At 40.3% G+C, this 19,362-nt stretch carries 14 protein-coding genes; 9 read left to right on the plus strand and 5 right to left on the minus strand.

Translation table 11 applies throughout. The annotated features are described in order from the left end of the window. Positions 1–112 precede the first annotated feature (112 nt). From C9J12_RS12210 to C9J12_RS12220, 3 genes are all read left to right on the plus strand, one after another. Positions 113–1,801 carry an NAD-dependent malic enzyme gene (locus C9J12_RS12210; protein WP_107242967.1) on the plus strand — a complete coding sequence of 563 codons (1,689 nt, stop codon included), beginning with the start codon at positions 113–115 and terminating at the stop codon, positions 1,799–1,801. A gap of 249 nt (positions 1,802–2,050) precedes the next feature. Then, complete coding sequence (locus C9J12_RS12215) at positions 2,051–2,752, plus strand: SanA/YdcF family protein (protein WP_107242968.1); 702 nt, start codon at positions 2,051–2,053, stop codon at positions 2,750–2,752. 840 nt (positions 2,753–3,592) lie between these two features. Next, positions 3,593–4,963, plus strand: coding sequence for an SLC13 family permease (locus C9J12_RS12220; RefSeq protein ID WP_107242969.1), 1,371 nt, complete (start codon positions 3,593–3,595; stop codon positions 4,961–4,963). A gap of 97 nt (positions 4,964–5,060) precedes the next feature. On the opposite strand, the gene C9J12_RS12225 is transcribed toward C9J12_RS12220, so the two are convergent. Beyond that, positions 5,061–6,044, minus strand: a complete 984-nt coding sequence (locus tag C9J12_RS12225) for a Gfo/Idh/MocA family protein (RefSeq protein WP_107242970.1) — start codon at positions 6,042–6,044, stop codon at positions 5,061–5,063. A 250-nt stretch (positions 6,045–6,294) separates the two neighbouring features. Here C9J12_RS12225 and C9J12_RS12230 point away from each other — a divergent pair, with 250 nt between their 5' ends. The 3 genes from C9J12_RS12230 to C9J12_RS12240 all read left to right on the plus strand — a co-directional run bounded on the left by C9J12_RS12230 (position 6,295) and on the right by C9J12_RS12240 (position 10,788). Further along, positions 6,295–7,371 carry a ketoacyl-ACP synthase III gene (locus tag C9J12_RS12230; protein ID WP_107242971.1) on the plus strand — a complete coding sequence of 359 codons (1,077 nt, stop codon included), beginning with the start codon at positions 6,295–6,297 and terminating at the stop codon, positions 7,369–7,371. Positions 7,372–7,829: 458 nt separating this feature from the next. Next, entirely contained in the window at positions 7,830–8,783 is a 954-nt protein-coding gene (locus C9J12_RS12235) for a TerC family protein (RefSeq protein ID WP_107242972.1), read from the plus strand. A gap of 439 nt (positions 8,784–9,222) precedes the next feature. After that, on the plus strand, positions 9,223–10,788 hold the full coding sequence (locus C9J12_RS12240; protein ID WP_107242973.1) for a methyl-accepting chemotaxis protein: 1,566 nt from the start codon (positions 9,223–9,225) through the stop codon (positions 10,786–10,788). Positions 10,789–10,939: 151 nt separating this feature from the next. On the opposite strand, the gene C9J12_RS12245 is transcribed toward C9J12_RS12240, so the two are convergent. Both C9J12_RS12245 and C9J12_RS12250 read right to left on the minus strand, forming a co-directional pair. After that, positions 10,940–12,676: a L,D-transpeptidase family protein gene (locus C9J12_RS12245; RefSeq protein ID WP_107242974.1), complete on the minus strand. Its 1,737-nt coding sequence runs from the start codon at positions 12,674–12,676 to the stop codon at positions 10,940–10,942. A 352-nt stretch (positions 12,677–13,028) separates the two neighbouring features. Continuing rightward, positions 13,029–13,280, minus strand: coding sequence for a putative hemolysin (locus C9J12_RS12250; RefSeq protein WP_107242975.1), 252 nt, complete (start codon positions 13,278–13,280; stop codon positions 13,029–13,031). 142 nt (positions 13,281–13,422) lie between these two features. Here C9J12_RS12250 and C9J12_RS12255 point away from each other — a divergent pair, with 142 nt between their 5' ends. Next, a complete protein-coding gene (locus tag C9J12_RS12255; RefSeq protein ID WP_107242976.1) occupies positions 13,423–15,009 on the plus strand; it encodes a YjjI family glycine radical enzyme in 1,587 nt (528 codons plus the stop codon). 78 nt (positions 15,010–15,087) lie between these two features. Continuing rightward, positions 15,088–16,044 carry a YjjW family glycine radical enzyme activase gene (locus tag C9J12_RS12260; RefSeq protein WP_107242977.1) on the plus strand — a complete coding sequence of 319 codons (957 nt, stop codon included), beginning with the start codon at positions 15,088–15,090 and terminating at the stop codon, positions 16,042–16,044. Between the two features lie 69 nt (positions 16,045–16,113). Here the strand turns inward: C9J12_RS12260 and C9J12_RS12265 are convergent, their stop codons facing one another. Both C9J12_RS12265 and folE read right to left on the minus strand, forming a co-directional pair. After that, positions 16,114–17,043 carry a LysR family transcriptional regulator gene (locus C9J12_RS12265; RefSeq protein ID WP_107242978.1) on the minus strand — a complete coding sequence of 310 codons (930 nt, stop codon included), beginning with the start codon at positions 17,041–17,043 and terminating at the stop codon, positions 16,114–16,116. Between the two features lie 109 nt (positions 17,044–17,152). Next, positions 17,153–17,806, minus strand: coding sequence for a GTP cyclohydrolase I FolE (gene folE, locus C9J12_RS12270; RefSeq protein WP_006232024.1), 654 nt, complete (start codon positions 17,804–17,806; stop codon positions 17,153–17,155). 307 nt (positions 17,807–18,113) lie between these two features. On the opposite strand from folE, the gene moeA reads away from it, so the two are divergent. Further along, a complete protein-coding gene (moeA, locus tag C9J12_RS12275; protein ID WP_107242979.1) occupies positions 18,114–19,349 on the plus strand; it encodes a molybdopterin molybdotransferase MoeA in 1,236 nt (411 codons plus the stop codon). Positions 19,350–19,362 lie beyond the last annotated feature (13 nt).

Consider the following 19,362-nt stretch of genomic DNA (forward strand, 5'->3'; position numbering starts at 1 on the left):
GTCATCATTCTTTGAATTACGCGCCTCGACGCTCTACGATTGACGCCCTAAATGAAAGTTATACTACAATTTTCATTTATGCCTTCTTCTAAACATAAACAGAGTCTATTGCATGAACAACGATAAAAGACCTTTATACATCCCCTACGCCGGTCCCGCTTTACTTGAAACACCTCTGCTAAATAAAGGTAGTGCATTCTCTATAGAAGAACGTATGTTCTTCAACTTGGAAGGTCTGCTTCCTGAAGCAATTGAATCTATAGAAGAACAAACAGAACGTGCTTATCAACAATACCAAAAATTTGATAAAGACATGGATAAGCACATCTATCTTCGTAATATCCAAGATACAAACGAAACCTTATTCTACCGTTTGGTTGAAAATCACATCACAGAAATGATGCCGATTATTTATACGCCAACAGTTGGCGCGGCTTGTGAAGATTTCTCTAACATTTACCGTCGTGGTCGTGGTCTGTTTATCTCGTACCCAAACCGTGACCGCATTGAAGACATGCTAAACAATGCCTCTCGTCAAAACGTAAAAGTTATTGTTGTAACCGATGGCGAGCGTATTCTTGGTCTTGGCGATCAGGGTATCGGCGGCATGGGCATTCCCATTGGTAAGCTAGCACTTTACACCGCTTGTGGTGGTATAAGCCCTGCATATACTCTACCCGTTGTACTGGATGTAGGTACTAACAACCCGCAACGTTTATCTGACCCTATGTACATGGGCTGGCGTCACACTCGTATTTCTGGACAGGAATACGACAACTTTGTTGATGAGTTCATTCAAGCAGTTAAGCAACGTTGGCCTGATGCGTTAATTCAATTTGAAGATTTCGCACAAAAGAATGCCATGCCATTGCTTGAGCGTTACAAAAACAAAGTCTGCTGTTTCAACGATGACATTCAAGGTACAGCAGCTGTTACTGTAGGTTCATTACTTGCGGCGTGTAAAGCAGCGAAAAGTAAACTATCTGAACAGCGAATTTCTTTCTTAGGTGCAGGTTCAGCAGGTTGTGGTATTGCTGAAGCGATTGTTGCACAAATGGTATCTGAAGGTATTTCTGAAGCACAAGCACGCAGCCAAGTATTCATGGTCGACCGTTGGGGCTTGCTGATTGATGACATGCCAAACCTGCTTAATTTCCAACAAGCACTGGTTCAGAAGCGCGATACTGTGAATAATTGGGATCTGGCAGATAACAATGTTTCACTGCTTGATGTTATGCGTAATGCAAAACCTACGGTACTGATTGGCGTATCTGGTGTACCGGGTCTATTTAGTGAAGAAGTGATCCGTGAGATGCATGCACACTGCAAGCGTCCTATCGTATTCCCGTTATCTAATCCAACTAGTCGTGTAGAAGCAACACCTGCCGACATCATAAACTGGACTGATGGCAACGCATTGGTAGCAACAGGCTCACCATTTGAACCTGTTGTGCACAACGGTAAAACATACCCAATTGCACAGTGTAACAACAGCTACATCTTCCCAGGTATTGGTCTAGGTGTACTAGCAGTAAATGCTCGCCGTGTTACCGATGAAATGCTAATGGCAAGTAGCCGTGCATTGGCAGAATGTTCACCGCTTGCAATCAATGGCCATGGTGCATTACTTCCGCCACTGGAAGACATTCAAAAAGTATCACGTAAGATCGCATTTGCTGTCGCGAAAAAAGCCATTGAACAAGGTAAAGCGCCGAAAAACTCTGATGAGCGTATTCTTGAGAAAATCGATGCTAACTTCTGGCAGTCTGATTACCGTAATTACAAACGTACTTCTTTCTAATACGTTAACTTTGCAAAAATGAAACATCAAGCCCGCCTCGAGCGGGCTTTTTAATATATTGAAAGATAAATCGCATAAGTTACAATCAATAACCACTTGTTCATTATAACTCACATGATAAACAAGTACTCGTTATGCTTATTTTTGTATCAATAGGTAAAATTTACATCAATTTTGACACGTTTTTAACGCAACATTATCAATAGATTAAGGTAATATTATCAATATCTATTTTATCGTTGGATAATTATGAAACTGCTCACAATATGTCGCTTTTTTGCAGTTCTCTGTATCATTTTAGTTAGCACTAGCTTATTGATCGATCGTTGGGTTTCAGCGAGTACTTCTGATCGTATCTTTTATGACGTTTCTCATATTCCTTCTCGCTCTATTGGGTTAGTACTCGGCACGAGTAAATACATAGCTAAAACATTAAACCCTTATTACAGCTATCGTATGGAAGCTGCACTTGAGCTTTATAAACAAGGGAAAATTAACGTTTTTTTATTGAGTGGTGATAATGCCCATCGCTCATATAATGAACCTTGGACAATGAAACGTGATTTATTAAAGTCAGGTATTCCAGATAGCGATATTGTGCTCGATTATGCAGGCTTTAGAACCTTAGATTCTGTTGTTCGCGCTAAAGAGGTTTTTGAAGCCGATCACTTTGTTATTATTACCCAAAAATTCCATTGTGAACGCGCGCTCTTTATTGCCGAGAGCAATAACATCGATGCGATTTGTTTAGCGGTACCCGAACCAAGAGGATTTGCAGGGTTTAAAATTCGACTTAGAGAAGTACTGGCTCGTGGTAAAGCGGTGATCGATTTATACGTATTAGATATTCAACCGCGTTTTCTTGGCCCTAAAGAGCCGATTGAGCCAACACCAAGTGATAAAACAAACGCTAACATTGATAACAAAAACGCCAAAGAAAATACCAATTAAATCGTTTAAATTATTATAGATCACTTTTAAAACCATTAAAAAAGCCAGTAATGATACTGGCTTTTTTATTGAAAAATAAATTCGAATTCCGTATGTATTTTTCAATCATTCATAGAAACTATTGTTTTTTTGAATTATTTTTAAGTTCTCGCAGACACCTAGCTCGTACTTGCCTCATATGTTCTTGAGCTTCAGCGTGTATCCTTTTACGCAATGGTGCATTTTTGGAACTCATTTTAACCTAGCCTTTATTTTAGTATTATTTTTGTGATTCTTCTTCATAAAAAGAACCTAAACATATGATACCTAACGCACTAAATTTGAGCGAGTATTTTTAATCAATGAAATATTTTATGTGATATTAATCACGTTTTTTCAGGCTTAAATTTTAATATAGGCCTCTTTAACCCGTTATTTTCTACATATGATTACTACTAACATATTAGTCAATAGGCAGTTATTCGATAGATTATTTATATATGACAATTAACCTTTAACATTGACCGTATCGAATAACGCAAAGCAACAACATTTTGCCTGCACTTATGAATGATTACTACCGATAATAAAATACATACTCTCATTAATGATGAATATTTAATGACACTACGTTAACTACCCTTCTCACGTTTTGCCTTGTTTTCTACCCATCCTATTCAATGGGTAGATCTCTACACATAAGAAATCAATAACCTCACAAAAATTATAATTACTCCGCCAACAGAACAACAATTGGCCACCAGGGCATTAACAAAAGTTCAATAAGGTGTAACATTCTCAGCAACTACACTGTTGTGGTTCCGCTAATAAACACAACGATAACCAATGGAAGGAAAGTCTATGACAGCCTTAACGCTCACACTTAAAAACTGGCTGCTAAATCGAAACAGCATGATATTCATCGGAAATATCTTATTATTCTCAATCATGCTAAATACTCTACCTTTTGAAAGAGATGTTGTTATCGGGCTTTGTATACTGACTTTTGTCGCGATACTTTGGCTTACCGAAGCTGTTCATGTCAGCATTACCGCGATTCTCGTTCCTGTACTTGCGGTAGGTTTTGGCATTTTTCAAACTCCCCAAGCATTAACCAACTTTTCAAATCCAATTATATTCTTATTTCTTGGTGGGTTTGCATTAGCCGCTGCACTTCATAAGCAAGAGCTTGATAAAGCCATTGCAGATAAAGTACTTATTCTGGCTAAAGGTAAAATGTCTGTTGCTGTCTTTATGCTTTTCGGTGTAACAGCTGGGCTTTCCATGTGGATCAGTAATACAGCCACAACAGCAATGATGTTACCGCTAGTATTAGGCGTGCTTAATAAAGTCAACGCCAAGAGTGAACGTGGCACTTACGTGTTCGTACTATTAGGCATCGCTTATTGTGCAAGTATTGGTGGTATTGCAACAGTTGTTGGTAGCCCACCAAACGCAATTGCTGCTGCTGAAGTTGGTTTAAGTTTTACTGAATGGATGGAATTTGGTGTGCCAATCGCCATGATTCTACTTCCTATTACAGTGGCGCTACTTTATTTCATTTTAAAGCCAAACCTTTCGCATACATTTGAACTCGACCATACACCAGTAAAGTGGAATAACGGCAAACTGATTACACTCGCTATTTTTGCGCTTACTGTCTCTTTATGGATATTCAGTAAACCAGTCAATGCTTTCTTAGGTGGCTTTAGCAAGTTCGATACCTTAGTCGCTTTATTCGCAATCATTCTGCTTGGTGTATCACGTGTTGTTGAATGGAAAGATATCGAAAAGTCTACCGACTGGGGTGTGTTGATTCTGTTCGGTGGTGGTATTTGTCTAAGTAACGTACTGAAAGCAACAGGCACCAGTGTCTTCTTAGCGCATAGTCTTAGTGGTTTCCTTGAGCAAGCAGGCTTGTTCTTTACTATCTTAGTGATTGTAAGTTTCGTGGTATTCCTTACTGAATTTGCCAGTAACACCGCAAGTGCTGCACTGCTAGTGCCTGTTTTTGCTACGGTTGCAGAAGCGTTAGGTGTCTCACCTGTTATTCTTTCTGCGCTTATTGCCGTTGCCGCTTCATGTGCATTCATGTTGCCAGTCGCAACGCCACCGAATGCCATCGTCTTTGGTTCCGGGCATATTAAGCAAAGTGAGATGATGAAGGTGGGTATCTACTTGAACCTTGCCTGTATTGTTGCACTAACAACGTTTGCATGGTTGTTCTGGTAACAGTGATTTAAAGTGATTCTAAAATCATAATCAACTTCCCCCCCATTCAGGTGGTCTCATGAAGACCACCTTTTTTATGGTTGTTACCGTCTGTATATTACACAATTTCATCAGCAGGGAACCGAACACCAATAATCTCGCGAGCGCGTGTGATAATGGCACTCACAATACATGTACGATCTAAACCTGAATGCATTGTTTGTTTTGTTTCGATAAGATCAGCGAAAACGCCAGCTTCATACTGCATAGTATTTTCACCTTGATCTTGTGATAGCACAACAGCAGGCTCACCTTGACGTAATATAGACACCGTTTCACACTCTGAAATGCTTTCAATCAGAATTGATGCTTGCTCACCTTGCAGTTCGCTTGGCGCATAACCATTACTGACTTTAGAGTGAGATATGACAGCATCAAAATCATCATAATGCAGTACCAATGTGCCATGCGCATCAACCCCAGAATGTAATAATACCCCTTGAGCCGTAAAGCTATTCGGTTCTCCGAATAAACCAATCGCAGCACTGAGTGGATAAATACCGATATCCATTAATGAACCATTTGAAAATTTCGGGTTAAATGTATTCGGGTTTTCACCGTTTAAAAACTTTTGGTAACGTGATGAATGCTGGCAATAGGTAAAGTGCACTTTTCGCAGTTTTCCAAGCTTAGGAAGTGCTTGCTGCAATATTTTAAAATTTGGGTTGTAAGTCGTTTTAAGAGCTTCAAAAAGCACAACGTCTTTTTCTTGCGCTAACGCAATCAACGATTCAATTTCATGGATATTCGATGCGAGCGGTTTTTCACCAATAACATGCTTACCATTTTCAATAAACAGTTTAGCTTGTGGGGCGTGAAGTGAGTTAGGGCTAGCAATATATACAGCATCAATCGTATCGCTTGCAGCCATTTCTTCTAGGCTATCAAAACTATGATCAACACTGAATTTAGCCGCAAATTCTTGTGCTCGATCCATCTCTCGAGAATACACCCCGCTAAGCTGCATCTTTCCTGAAGCATGTGCCCCTTCGATAAATTTTTCAGTGATCCAATTTGTTCCAATTACACCAAAACGCACCATTATTCTTCCCTATACCTGTTTAAATCAATCATAGTTAACAGTTCTATTATCCACTTAACCAACTGAAGGTAAACATAAGCTTCTGCCTTGCACTAATACGCGACTGACGTAGTATAGAAAATAATTCTGTACCCAATTGAAAATACGAGACCTCCACGATTCAATTCTTTAAACATTAAAATACGCCAACCACTATTGATGCCGAACTATGCATGAATAAAGACAGGCCATTACGATAGCGAAGGGAACTATGCTGCATTACGCTGAAATCACAGGCTGGGGAAAATGTTTACCACCAGCAATACTCACCAATGATGAACTCAGTACATTTGTTGAAACATCCGATGAATGGATTAAAAGCCGTACAGGTATTGAATCTCGTCATATCAGCCATGTAAATACATCCGATCTTGCACATGTTGCTGGCGCACGGGCATTGGCAGCAGCAGGTATTGATGCCAACGAACTCGATTTAATCATTGTTGCTACTTGTTCACCTGACACTTTAATTCCCAATATTGCTTCTAAGGTTCAATTAGAACTCGGTGCTAGTAAAGCAGCCGCTTTTGATATGAATGCGGCATGTACTGGATTTTTGTACGGATTAGAAACTGCGACGCGTATGATCCAAGCGGGTGCTTACCGTCACGCTTTAGTGATCGGCGCAGAACGTTTATCTTGGTATTTAGACTGGAGCAAGCGCGATACCGCAGTTTTATTTGGTGATGGTGCTGGCGCTGTCGTGTTAAGTAAAACAGATAAGCCTGTCGGTGTACTTCAAGCACAATTAGGTTGTGACTCGAAAGGCCGTGATGTACTTGCCATACCTAAATTTGGTACAGCGATGGATCGTTACGACCCAAAATCAGGCCATTTTGCTTTTGATTTTGTTGGGCGTGATATTTTCCGAAGCGCCGTACGCGGTATGGGATCAGCGGCGAATACGGTGCTTAATCGTTCTGAACTAGACAGTAATGATATTGATGTTGTTATCCCTCACCAGGCAAACAAACGTATTATTGAAGCATTGTGTGATCACGCAAAAATCCCATTAGATAAAGCGTTTATTAACATTCATAAATACGGTAATACTTCTGCAGCAACCGTGCCTATTGCATTATGTGAAGCGGTTGAACAAGGTCGAATTCAAGCAGGAAGTAAAATACTTTCAGCGGCTTTTGGTGCAGGTTTAACTTGGGGAGCAACGTTTATTCAGTGGGGTGAGCGCACAACCGCTATTCATCAAACTGATATTGAATTGCCACCGTGTGAACATACTGCCAAAGAACTATTAGCAAATGCAGTCTCTCACTCGACCAATCGATAAATGGTCTGATTTTAATTACATAAACCGGGTTCAGTAACTGACTCCGGTTTATGTCAGACTTACAGGATCGTTCTTTCGGTAGTCCCGTCTCATATCCCCCCTTTTTATACTCTCAATTATAACGGTAGCGAATAGACATACGCCCTCGTATTTGCACAGAAAAGCTTTTTATTCATAAGCGTAATTACGGGTGAAATAGTGCTGGTATCTCAGTTTAAGTAGGCATAGAATGCCCCTGTTTGGGGAGTAGTCACCAATTGTTCGTCTGTCGTCATCACGAAGCCCCATGCTTCCGGCAGCCGAGAATGGATTTGTTTCTGTAAAACAGTAAGCACCATTTTGACGAGACCAACGCCATTATTCACTGCACGTTTTGTGTAGTGTTTTTAATGCGCGGAAGGTCATTAGTCACGTCTAATATCCATACCCTTCCGCGTTCGCTTGGAAGGATAAAAACTATGAGCCTTTTTAGTTATGAAGGTTTCGCTATATTAACAGTACTTATGCTAGCGCTGGATTTGTATCAAACTCGCGGTGGTAAAGTTACTATCAAAAAAGCCGCTATCTGGAGCCTTTTCTGGGTCGCACTTGCATTACTTTTCAATGTTGTTATCTATTTATACTGGCCATTAATGGCACCAGAAAGTAGCTATACAAATGGTCAAGCTGCCACTGCATTCTTAACAGGTTACTTACTTGAAAAGTCATTAAGTGTTGATAATCTATTTGTTTTTGCCCTTATATTTGGTCAATTTTCTGTACCTGCACATTTACGCCCTCGCGTACTGATGCTAGGTGTTGTTGGTGCTCTGATTCTGCGTGGCATAATGATCGCTGTTGGCGCTCAGCTTCTTAGTGAGTACCACTGGGTTCTATATATCTTCGCAGCTTTTCTTCTATATACAGGTTACAAGTTATGGAAAGAAGGTGAAGAGGAACCCGAAGACTTTTCTAACAGCTTGCCAGTACGCTTAGTGAAACGGTTCTTCCGGGTAAGTGATGAATATCAAGGCAACAAAATGCTGGTGAAAGACAGCAAAGGCTGGATAGCGACACCACTCATGATAGTGGTTGCCGTTATTGCATTAACTGATGTTATGTTTGCACTCGATTCGATTCCTGCCATCTTTGCAGTCACTCAAGAACCGTTTTTAGTCTTTACCGCTAACGTATTCGCATTATTAGGCTTACGTTCGTTGTATTTCGTGTTGGAAGGTATGCTGACTCGCTTCTGTTACCTACGTGTAGCACTGGCATTTATTCTTAGCTTCATTGGTATCAAGATGCTATTAATGGAAACTGTATGGGCAATTCCTACCCCAGTATCTTTAGCAGTGATTGCACTGAGTATTACAACGGCTATTGTGGCGTCACTTTGGAAAACTCGTGATCAAGTTGAACAAACACAATAATAAGATATGTTCTTGATGTAAAAGTTACATTAATACCTAAAAAGGCTTGTCGGTTGGCAAGCCTTTTTTATAAGCAGACAGACGTATAACTAGACAAACAAAGATTGTTATAAACCCACTATCACACATTCAAGTCACTCTTTAGCACTTAAATCATTATCCCTTTGAAATACAAGGTATAGTAATCCGCTCAGATTGTAAGCAAATGTACAGGCATATTTTTATTCTTGAAATTATAAATAGATCAATATCTATATTTTTATTACATAAAGGATGCCCTGTAAGCATTTAGTGTAATATTTCACATTGAAATCAGCGTTTTCATGGCTGAGGATACATGAGTTTATTATTGTCATTTTAGTCAGCTACACCTTGGTGATACTCATTCATATTAATTGGTTAGGTCTTTCTTGCTGAAAATGGCATAAAGGTACGAGTTATGAAAAAAATAATATTATTTGTTGTCTGTCTAATGTTTGCAATTGCTGCAATAACAAGTGTTACTTCAACTTCTTATATATCTCATCAAGAAATTGACAAGATCATTTTAAAAAAATCTCAGGCACAAGCTGAGTTGTTAGCTAAAAATGTCGAATATATATTGAGTACATCTCAGAAGCCTTTAGATGATTTACAAGACTTGGTTCAATCACTCAAAACTCGTTCAGATATTAGCTATGCCATCGTAATTAACAAAGATGTTAAAGCAATTGCTCATAGTGATATTGAGAAATTAAACAAAATCTATAATGATAACTATACCGTTGATGGAGCCACTAAAGGAAAAGCACAACATTCAAAGTGGTATGCAGATATACAGGATGTTTGGGTGTACGACATTTTGACGCCTGTTTATGTTGATGGCAAATTGTACGGTACTTTCGATGTCGGTATTCCTATCACTGAAGTCAGTGAAGCGGCGAAAGGCATTGTAATGACTCAGTTAATCGCCATCTTAGCTATCTTCTCTATCTGTGGCTGTATACTTATGTGGCTACTAGGCAAACTCTTAAGACCGCTTTCCGGATTACAGCATGCCTTAGAAAACATATCTAAAGGCGATGGCGATCTTACTATTCGACTGCCCGTACGTGGCAACGATGAGATCGCCCATATTTCTACTGCCTTCAATATCTTTGTGGGCAAAATCAATGAAATTATTGGTCAAGTAGTCAATACAGGGACAGAGCTAGGTCACTCTGCAACAGAGCTTCATAGCCAATCTCAGAAAGCACTATCACGAGGTCACGAACAAAGCGAACAGTCTTTATTAGTCGTGACTTCGATGAATGAAATGATCGCAACAATTGGTGAAATTTCTCAAAATGCAGCCAGTGCCGCAGAATCTGCAGAGAACGCCAACGTCGAAACTCAGGAAGGACAAAAAATCTTGCAGGAAGCAACCAGTAGCATTACTGATCTGGCTTCTCAAATGAACAGTATGTCAGAGGTGATTACTTCCCTAGCTGATAGAACACAATCCATAGGGTCTATTCTTGACGTTATTCGAGGTATTTCAGACCAAACTAACCTATTGGCGTTAAATGCGGCTATTGAGGCTGCACGAGCTGGTGAAGCCGGTCGTGGTTTTGCAGTCGTTGCCGATGAAGTCAGAAACCTTGCGACCAAGACGTCTCAGTCAACCAATGAAATTCAAAATATGATTGACCAGCTACAGAATGAAGCCAAAAATGCTGTTAATGCGATGGACAGTAGCAAATCATTAACCATAGAAGGTTCTTTAGCAACTGAAAAAGCTCAGCAAGCCCTTGAACAAATTTCAGCACAGATCATGACGATACTTGATATGAATACGCAAGTTGCTACTGCTACTGAGGAGCAATCTAGCGTTGCCAATGAAATCAACCTCAACATGGACACTGTGGATAGTTCGGTAAAAGTTGGCCTAACGGCTAGTCAAGAGTTGGAAAGATCAAGCCAGAACTTATCTGAGCTTGCTCAGACGCTCGATCATCATGTTGGCTCTTTTAAAATTAGCCACTAACATGTAGAGCCTTTTAATTAGCCCCTTTTTTATTAGGGGCTTTATTATATTCACAAGACAACAGAAATAACTCTGAATCCTACATCTTGCATCTTGCATCTTGCATCTTGCATCTTGCATCTTGCATCTTGAGCTAGCTTGGGTATACACCCTATCTACGATAGTTTTTCATAGATATAAATTGAGAATCGATCGCTTCTTTTTGCGGGCTATCATACCCGTAAATATCTTCACGCATTTGTAGGGTGTTCTTTTCATCAACCCACGCAGTAAGATAAACAAAATCGACACCTAAACGCTGAGACAGCCTAACCGTATCTAAATCGCCATCTTTCAACATTGTATTAAACGGTTCAATATTCTTACGTTTTTGAAAGTCGATAATAAAATTGGCTAAATCATACGCTTTTTCGACACGCACACACCCAGAGCTTAAATTCCGCTTTGTTTTATTAAACAAGCCTCTTGCGGGGGTGTCATGTAAATATATCGAGTAATCATTTGGCATTAAAAATTTAACGCGACCTAAAGAATTACTTGGACCAGGCCCTTGCTGAAACTCATGGGGGAACGTTTTAGGATTTACACTAGACCAATCTATTTGATCTGCCGGAATTTCAGTACGATCACGCCAGCTATTCAATATACGCATATTATGCGCAGTTAAGTAATCACGAGAATGCTTCACTTTAGGAATAACATCTTTTCGTTTAATCGTTTCAGGTACATTCCATGTTGGATTTACCACCATGGTATTTATTGCTGATGAGAACAAGTTAGTTGGACGGCTTGTTCGGCCAACAATCACTTTGGATTCAAAAATCACATTACCTTGTTCAAAAATTTTCAGCATATAATCAGGAATGTTCACCCAGATATGCGGCTGGTTATCAATCACATTGATATTTCGAAAGCGCTGTATATTTACAGCGACTCGACGCGCAATATCAGTATACGGCATCACTAACTGGGCTGTTGTTGCTGCACCGATAATGCCATCATCAGCTAACCCATTACGTCGTTGAAAGCGCTTAATCGCTTCTAGCATTGTGCCACTGTTGGTTATTGTTGGCATTTGTGTAATGAACGTGTACTCAGCTTCCGTCATGTCATTTAAATCGAATAGCACCTTAGCAAGCTCTTTACCTGCAACAATAGTATCACCTTTGCGGATAAGCCCTTTCAGGTCTGAGTGCGTCAAACTGTGGGGCGGCAATTGCTGTAATGTTTCAATCACAGACATGCTTTGCTCAAAGGGAATATTGGCGGGACGAGTAAGTGTCAATTTATCCATTGTTATCGGAAAATAATGCTGTGCACCAAATGAACTCGGCTGTACCGAAAAATTAACGGGGTCCAATGTAAACAAGGTAGTTCTATTACGCTGAATCGTATTCAAATACGTGCGGTAAACAAAGTAACTATCTGTGGCAAGTAAATCGTATGCTCGCTGATCATTATATTTATCAAGCCTATACAGCTCACCTAAACGCACTTCAAGCCCTGTAACCATTCCTGTATCAACAACGGATTTTAACTGTAATTCAAACTCTCGTCGTTGCACGGGATTTTGCCACAGTGGATAAAAATGATTATCCGCATAGGCTTGCTCTGCCAACATCTTAAAGCACACTGTTGAACCCGAATTAGGGCATAGCTGTCGACTGCTATTTACCGTAATCGCATCAAGATAAGACCAATCAACATGGCTTGTGGGTAAATTAGCATTAATCGGCGCGAGTGGTTTTACTGAAAAGTCAGGGGTATCTATCAACGAGCGATCTGAAAAAACACCCGACTCTACCGCAAAGGCACTACTAGAAATAAAAAAAGATAACGCAACAAGAGTGCTGAAACGTTGAATAACAATTCGCTTATGATTAAACATCGTTATAGCGTTCCTTATTGTTTAAAAATAGATAAATGCCAATCAGTGACACAAAGTACATCAAGCAGTAATACAAGCTTGAGCCAACTTCGCTCATCACTAAATAATGTTCATACTCTTATATTTAGACAAAAAAACACCATTCATACAATTTAACGTCTCTATTTTTAATTATTAATTATCTCAACTAATGTTTACTAAACATCTCAACCTGATCAAAAAGACATTTAAGACACTGATTAAAATCAATAAAAACATTAAATCTCATTTCTTAATATGCCTTTATTTTGACGCCTAGATAAAATGCCTAATTTGGTATTTTATCTATTACTCCCACAAGACAGTGCTCTTATTATTTCTGATTTTCACGAAAATAAACCCATTGCTCGACAGTTGTTCCATCAGATAACTGGCAATACCCTACGCTATTACCCTCTGTATCTTTTTCCATCACAAGCTTACCTCCCTGCTCTGTACAGAAAACAGAAGCAGGATTAGCCATACCAATAGGCTTTACTGGCTCTGGTTCTTTTGTTGAACACGCCGATAAAAATGACGCAGCTGTCACTACACCAAATAATACCGCCACTTTCTTTGAAATCATTTTATTCTCCATATAACAAAATAGACGTGATCGACAACAGCCGATTTCTCAAATGGAAATATACACCTTTATATTTTTCACTTCTGGAAACTTATTGTTCACGCTACATTCATATCCATACAGTTTAAATGGATATATTGTGATGACCTTACAAGACAAGCTTAGACGCATAATTACAGATAACACGCTGACAGTTAAACAAAAGTCGACCTACCTCTCATTAGAAGCAGAAGCTAGCCTGGACTATGTTCCCGTTACAGAAGGCGTAAACACCGCGATGAAAGCAGGTATTATCTGTGACATGTTTGAAGGACATGCTCCCTTTAAACCGCGCTATGTCTTACCTGATTACGCTAAGTTTCTTCAAAATGGCTCGGTATATTTAGAATTGCCTCCAGCTGCCGATTTTGATGATGCATTAAATGCGCTAACAATCATTTACCACCATGTTCCTTCTGTAACGAATATTCCAGTGTATTTAGGTGCTCTAGACGATATTTTAATCGATTATGTACAAGATTTAACACACGATGAAATTTACAGAAAATTGAAACGATTTTGGATCATGCTTGATCGCACTTTGCCCGATGCATTCATGCACGTGAATATTGGTCCTACTGATAATATTATCTGCCGAACCATTTTAAAAATTGATGCAGAGCTGAAACAAATCGCGCCAAACCTTACCTTTATGTATGATCCAGAAATCACACCAGATGATTTACTGCGCGTAGCAACGACCAATATATGTGAATGCAGCAAGCCACACATTGCTAACTACCCGATTCATGCCAAAACCTATGATGAAAAAGGCTTCGGAATTGTAAGCTGTTATAACTCATTACCTTTAGCAGGTGGTGCTAATACATTGGTGCGTATGAACTTAAAACAAGCCGCACAACAAGCCCAAAACACTGCATCATTCTTAACTGAAACCTTGCCACATTATTGCCAAGTCATGTACGAACTGATTGAAGCGCGCACGCAGTTTCTACATGAAGAATCACATTTTTTTGATAGTTTCTTGGTGAAAGAAGGATTAATTGAAGAGAGTCGCTTTGCCCCTATGTTTGGTATCTACGGTATGGCAGAAGCGGTCAATATTTTAATCGAAAAAGATTCGCTAGAAAAAGGCTCTACAAATAAAGAAAGCCATCACGCAACAGCAGTAAATCTATATGGTCGTAATGAAACAGCGAATCAATTAGGGCATCAGATCTCAGCCACACTTGATCGTATTGTGAGATCGACACCCGTAAAGTATGGCTATAACAACCGTGCCCTATTGCATGCCCAAGGTGGCATTAGCCTTGATAAAGACGTAACACCTGGCGTGCGTATTCCTTATGGCACAGAACCCGATCCTGTTACGCACATCCAAGCATTGGCTGCACATCACCAATATTACACATCGGGTATCAGTGAAATTCTGACGATTGATGAAACTGTAAAAGACAATCCTGAGGCAATGTACCAATTATGCAAGGGCGCGTTAAACCTTGGCTTTCGTGAATTTACGGCTAACGTTGCTTCTAACGACCTAGTACGTGTGACGGGCTATATGATCAAGTTATCTGATGTTGCGGTATTTAAAGAAAAAGGCTCTCGCACCAATACTACTTGGTTAGGTGCAGAGGCATCTGAAAACACAGGGATCTTGAACCGTAAACCACGTGTCGCCTGTCATGAACAATCGCCGGTTTATACAGAGTCCAAGTATACAGAATAAGAAACAAGACGAACTAAACTGTTATACCAATGACTAAGAACTAATAAAGCCACACACCCAATAAGCGACATATTCGACATGAGTGAAAGACAGAAAACGGTTCAATCGCATAACCAACACATGCTAAATGGTGAAGATTCGATAACTGCAGCTTCCACAGCTACACGTTTAAATGCGCGAACAGCGACAGTCAGCAAAATTCTGAATTTCTCTTGTGTCGATGGCCCCGGTAACAGGCTGGTGATTTTCTTGCAGGGGTGTAACTACCAGTGCAAAAGCTGCCATAACCCACAGACCATCGATATGTGTAATCACTGCGGTGATTGTGTCGCAACTTGTCCGACGAATGCACTTTCGTTTATTTCTAGCAAAGTCATTTGGGATGCGTCGTTATGCTCCCATTGTGATAATTGCTTAGCTGTATGCCCGAAGCAATCTAGCCCGAAAACACAACAATATACAGTTATAGAAATGCTGGATGTTATACGTAGCAACCTATTTTTCATATCAGGTATTACCATTACGGGTGGTGAGGCTACGCTTCAATTGGGCTTTATTCAGGGATTATTTAGTGCGATTAAATCATCGTCAGATTTACAACATTTAACCTGCATGGTTGATAGTAACGGGAGTTTACGCACCACAAGCTGGGCTAAGCTGCTTCCTTTTACAGACGGTGTAATGATTGATTTAAAAGCATGGCAAGAAGAAACCCATTTGTGGTTAACTGGGCGGCAACATCATCGTGTCTTTCAAAGTATCGAGCTACTAGCACAACACAATAAGTTGTACGAAGTGCGGTTGTTACACATACCAGGACAAACAGATTTTGATGCTGAAGTTGATGAGCTTGCCAGTTATTTAACCCAATTATCTAAAGACACACGTATTAAGCTAAATGCGTTTCAGCATCATGGCGTAACAGGTGAAGCATTAACATGGGAAACGTGCCAAGAAAGTGATATTACCCATTTAGCTAATCAGCTTACCGAACGTAATGTAACAAACATTGTAATGCCATCTGTATATCTATAAAACAACGGATATAGCACTTCGCCATTTACAGGTGCAGATACAAAGCAGGCATGTAGTGCCCCACCTAAATTACATGTCTATATCTTTGCAGCACGCTTTTATTTGTTCATACATCCAACGGTGAGCCGGATCATTCATACTTGGTTGATGCCACACCAAGCTATAAGCCACATCGCCGTAATTAAACGGTAAAGGCTTGTTGATCAAACCTTTAGCTTGAAAGGCAATGTTTGCCCAACGACGAGAACAGGTAAACAGTAAATCGCTATGATGGCACATCAATGCCGCGCTACCAAAATCAGACACTGTTACGGTGATTTTTCTTTTCTTATGCTGTTGCGCTAATTGCATTTCAAAGAAAGGGACATTTAAATCAGTATCCATAATACCAATGTGCCCATAACTTAGGTAGTTATCGATACTCAATGTTTGATCGGCTAAAGGGTGCGATGGATTCATCAAACACACCATGTCATCGTCGATTAAGGTTTCCCAGATAAGGTTATTTTGAGTGCTCGGTGGCTGGCTTCTATCATGCGGTAATATCACAAAATCAAGCTTACCTTTGGCTAGCGCATCAAAACCTAAACTATCTTTCGACCAAATATCTAAACGAATATTCGGTGCAAGGTTTAATACATGGGTGCTTAACTTTGCCACTATTAACTCAAAAGTACTTTCTCGCATCGCTAATGAAAAACCACCTTCATAACGCGAAGGGTCGAAAGCCTCTTGCGTCATAATTTGGTTCATGTCGTTAATCATCTGATGAACACTTGGACCAAGTCTTCGTGCCAACGGGGTTGCAACAAGCTTATTACCATGACGGTAAAACAGCTCATCATTCAAAGAATCACGCAACTGGCTTAATGTTTTACTGACTGATGACGGGCTAACACAAAGACGCTCTGCACTGCCCGTTACGCTTAATGTATCTAACATGACATGCAAGGTAATCAAGTGTTTCATGCTAATTCGAGAAAGCTTTATAAGATCCATATCGCTCTATTCATAACCCATTCAATTTAAAGCTTCAACTTACCGTTCAGAACACTTTACCGACAAAAAAGCCGCGAAAAAATCGCGGCTTCCGATAAATCATTTTTGCCTAGCGAATGCCGTGGAAAAACTCAGCACGCGTTGCAGGAATCCTTTTAAAGATACCGCCAAGTGCCGTCGTTGTTGTTTCACTGGTTGCATCCATCACACCACGTGCTTTCACACAGTAATGGGTCGCATCAATCGTTACGGCTACATCATCACTTTCAAGCAATGTTTGCAGCGCAACTAAGATTTGCTGTGTCATTCGCTCTTGCACCTGAGGGCGCTGAGCAAAAAAACGAACGATGCGATTAATCTTTGATAGACCAATGATTTTACCACGCGGAATATACGCAACCGTCGCTTTACCATCAATCGTAACAAGGTGATGTTCACAAGTACTGGTCAGCGTAATACCTTTTACACGTACCATTTCATCACATTTCATTTTGTTTTCGATTACGGTAATTTTTGGGAAATTCGCATAATCTAAACCTGAAAAGACTTCATCAACATACATCTTAGCGATGCGATGCGGAGTTTCCATTAGGCTATCGTCGGTTAAATCTAACGACAATAACTCTAAGATCTCACGCATGTGATATTCGATCTTTTCTTTTTTCTCTTCGCGGCTTACCACTTTACTCGTCATGGGTGTTTCAAGCCCACGTTCTTCAAGTGCTGCGCGTACCATCAATGCAGATTCGCTTAATGCTGTCATTCTTTCCCCTCCAACTGGCTTGGGCTTTAATGCGAAAACAAGCCCAACGTGTCATGTTTGTACTAAAAACGTCTACAAATTTATGTGTAGCGATTGCCTACAAACACACTTCCAGAGCTAAATCTGACCGAAGGATACCTGTAAATAAACACAATTACACCACGTAAATGATAAGTGAATAGTTGAAACTCCTTTTTTTTGTCATAATAATCATTCAAGCAAATACCAATCAAGAATATTGAGCAAATTTCAATCTTACTTGGTTGTTGTTCAAGCCTATGACTTATAACTAACGACGGACACCAATATGGGATGTTGTGACGCACCAGGTTTAATGCCTGTAGAAACGGCTTTAGATAAAATTTTGGCTGACGTTAAGCCACTGAGTTCAGTAATGACTGTTGCACTTTCTGATGCAATGGGACGTGTTCTTGCTGAAGATATTCTTTCTCCAATCAATGTACCACCCTTTGCTAATTCGGCGATGGACGGTTATGCCCTTTGCGCTGACGATCTAAAAGATAGCGATACTCTTGTTCTGTCTGGCAAATCTTTTGCTGGCGCTCCCTTTGAAGGTGTATGCGAAGCAGGTCAATGTATTCGTATTATGACTGGCGCTCAAATGCCTGAAGGCACTAACGTTGTCATCATGCAGGAAGAAACGGAAGTCGAGGGTGATAACGTTCGCTTCCTTATCAAGCCTAAAGCTCATGACAACGTTCGCCCTATTGGTGACGATGTACATCAAGGTGATACGGTTATCGCCAAAGGTACACGTATTACAGCGCGTGAAATGCCACTACTCGCCTCTTTAGGCATTGCTGAATTCACCGTTTTTGCACGCCCTGTTGCGGCATTCTTTTCAACGGGTGATGAGCTACGCCCAGTTGGCGAACCATTAGCAGCAGGTCAGATTTACGACAGCAACCGTTATGGTATTCGTGCGTTACTTGAAAAATTTGGTTGTGATGTATTGGATTTAGGCATCATTCCAGATAGCCCTGAAAAACTACGTGCAGCATTCAAAAAAGCAACAACAGAGGCTGACGTACTGGTTACATCTGGTGGTGTTAGCGTCGGTGAAGCTGACTACACTAAAGACATTCTTGAAGAACAAGGTGAAATTGGTTTCTGGAAAATAGCCATGAAACCAGGTAAACCATTCGCGTTTGGTACGATTGAGAACACGTGGTTCTGTGGTTTACCAGGTAACCCTGTTTCTGCAATGCTAACGCTGTACCAGCTTGTTCAGCCGATGCTAGCGCAGTTATCTGGTCATTCTCAGTACCAACCACCACAGCGCATAACAGCGAAGGCGACAACGCTCTTTAAGAAACGTCCTGGTCGTACTGATTTCCAACGCGGTATCTATCAAATTAATCCGCAAGGACAACTCGAAGTTGCCACTACAGGTAATCAAGGTTCAGGTGCGTTCAGCTCTATGCATCAAGCTAATTGCTTTGTTGTGCTTGAACAAGAACGTGGACGCGTTTCGCCAGGTGAAGATGTGACTATTGAGTTGTTTAATCATTCGATGTACTAAGCATTTAATAGAC

This window comes from Photobacterium frigidiphilum, assembly GCF_003025615.1.
GTDB lineage: Bacteria > Pseudomonadota > Gammaproteobacteria > Enterobacterales > Vibrionaceae > Photobacterium > Photobacterium frigidiphilum.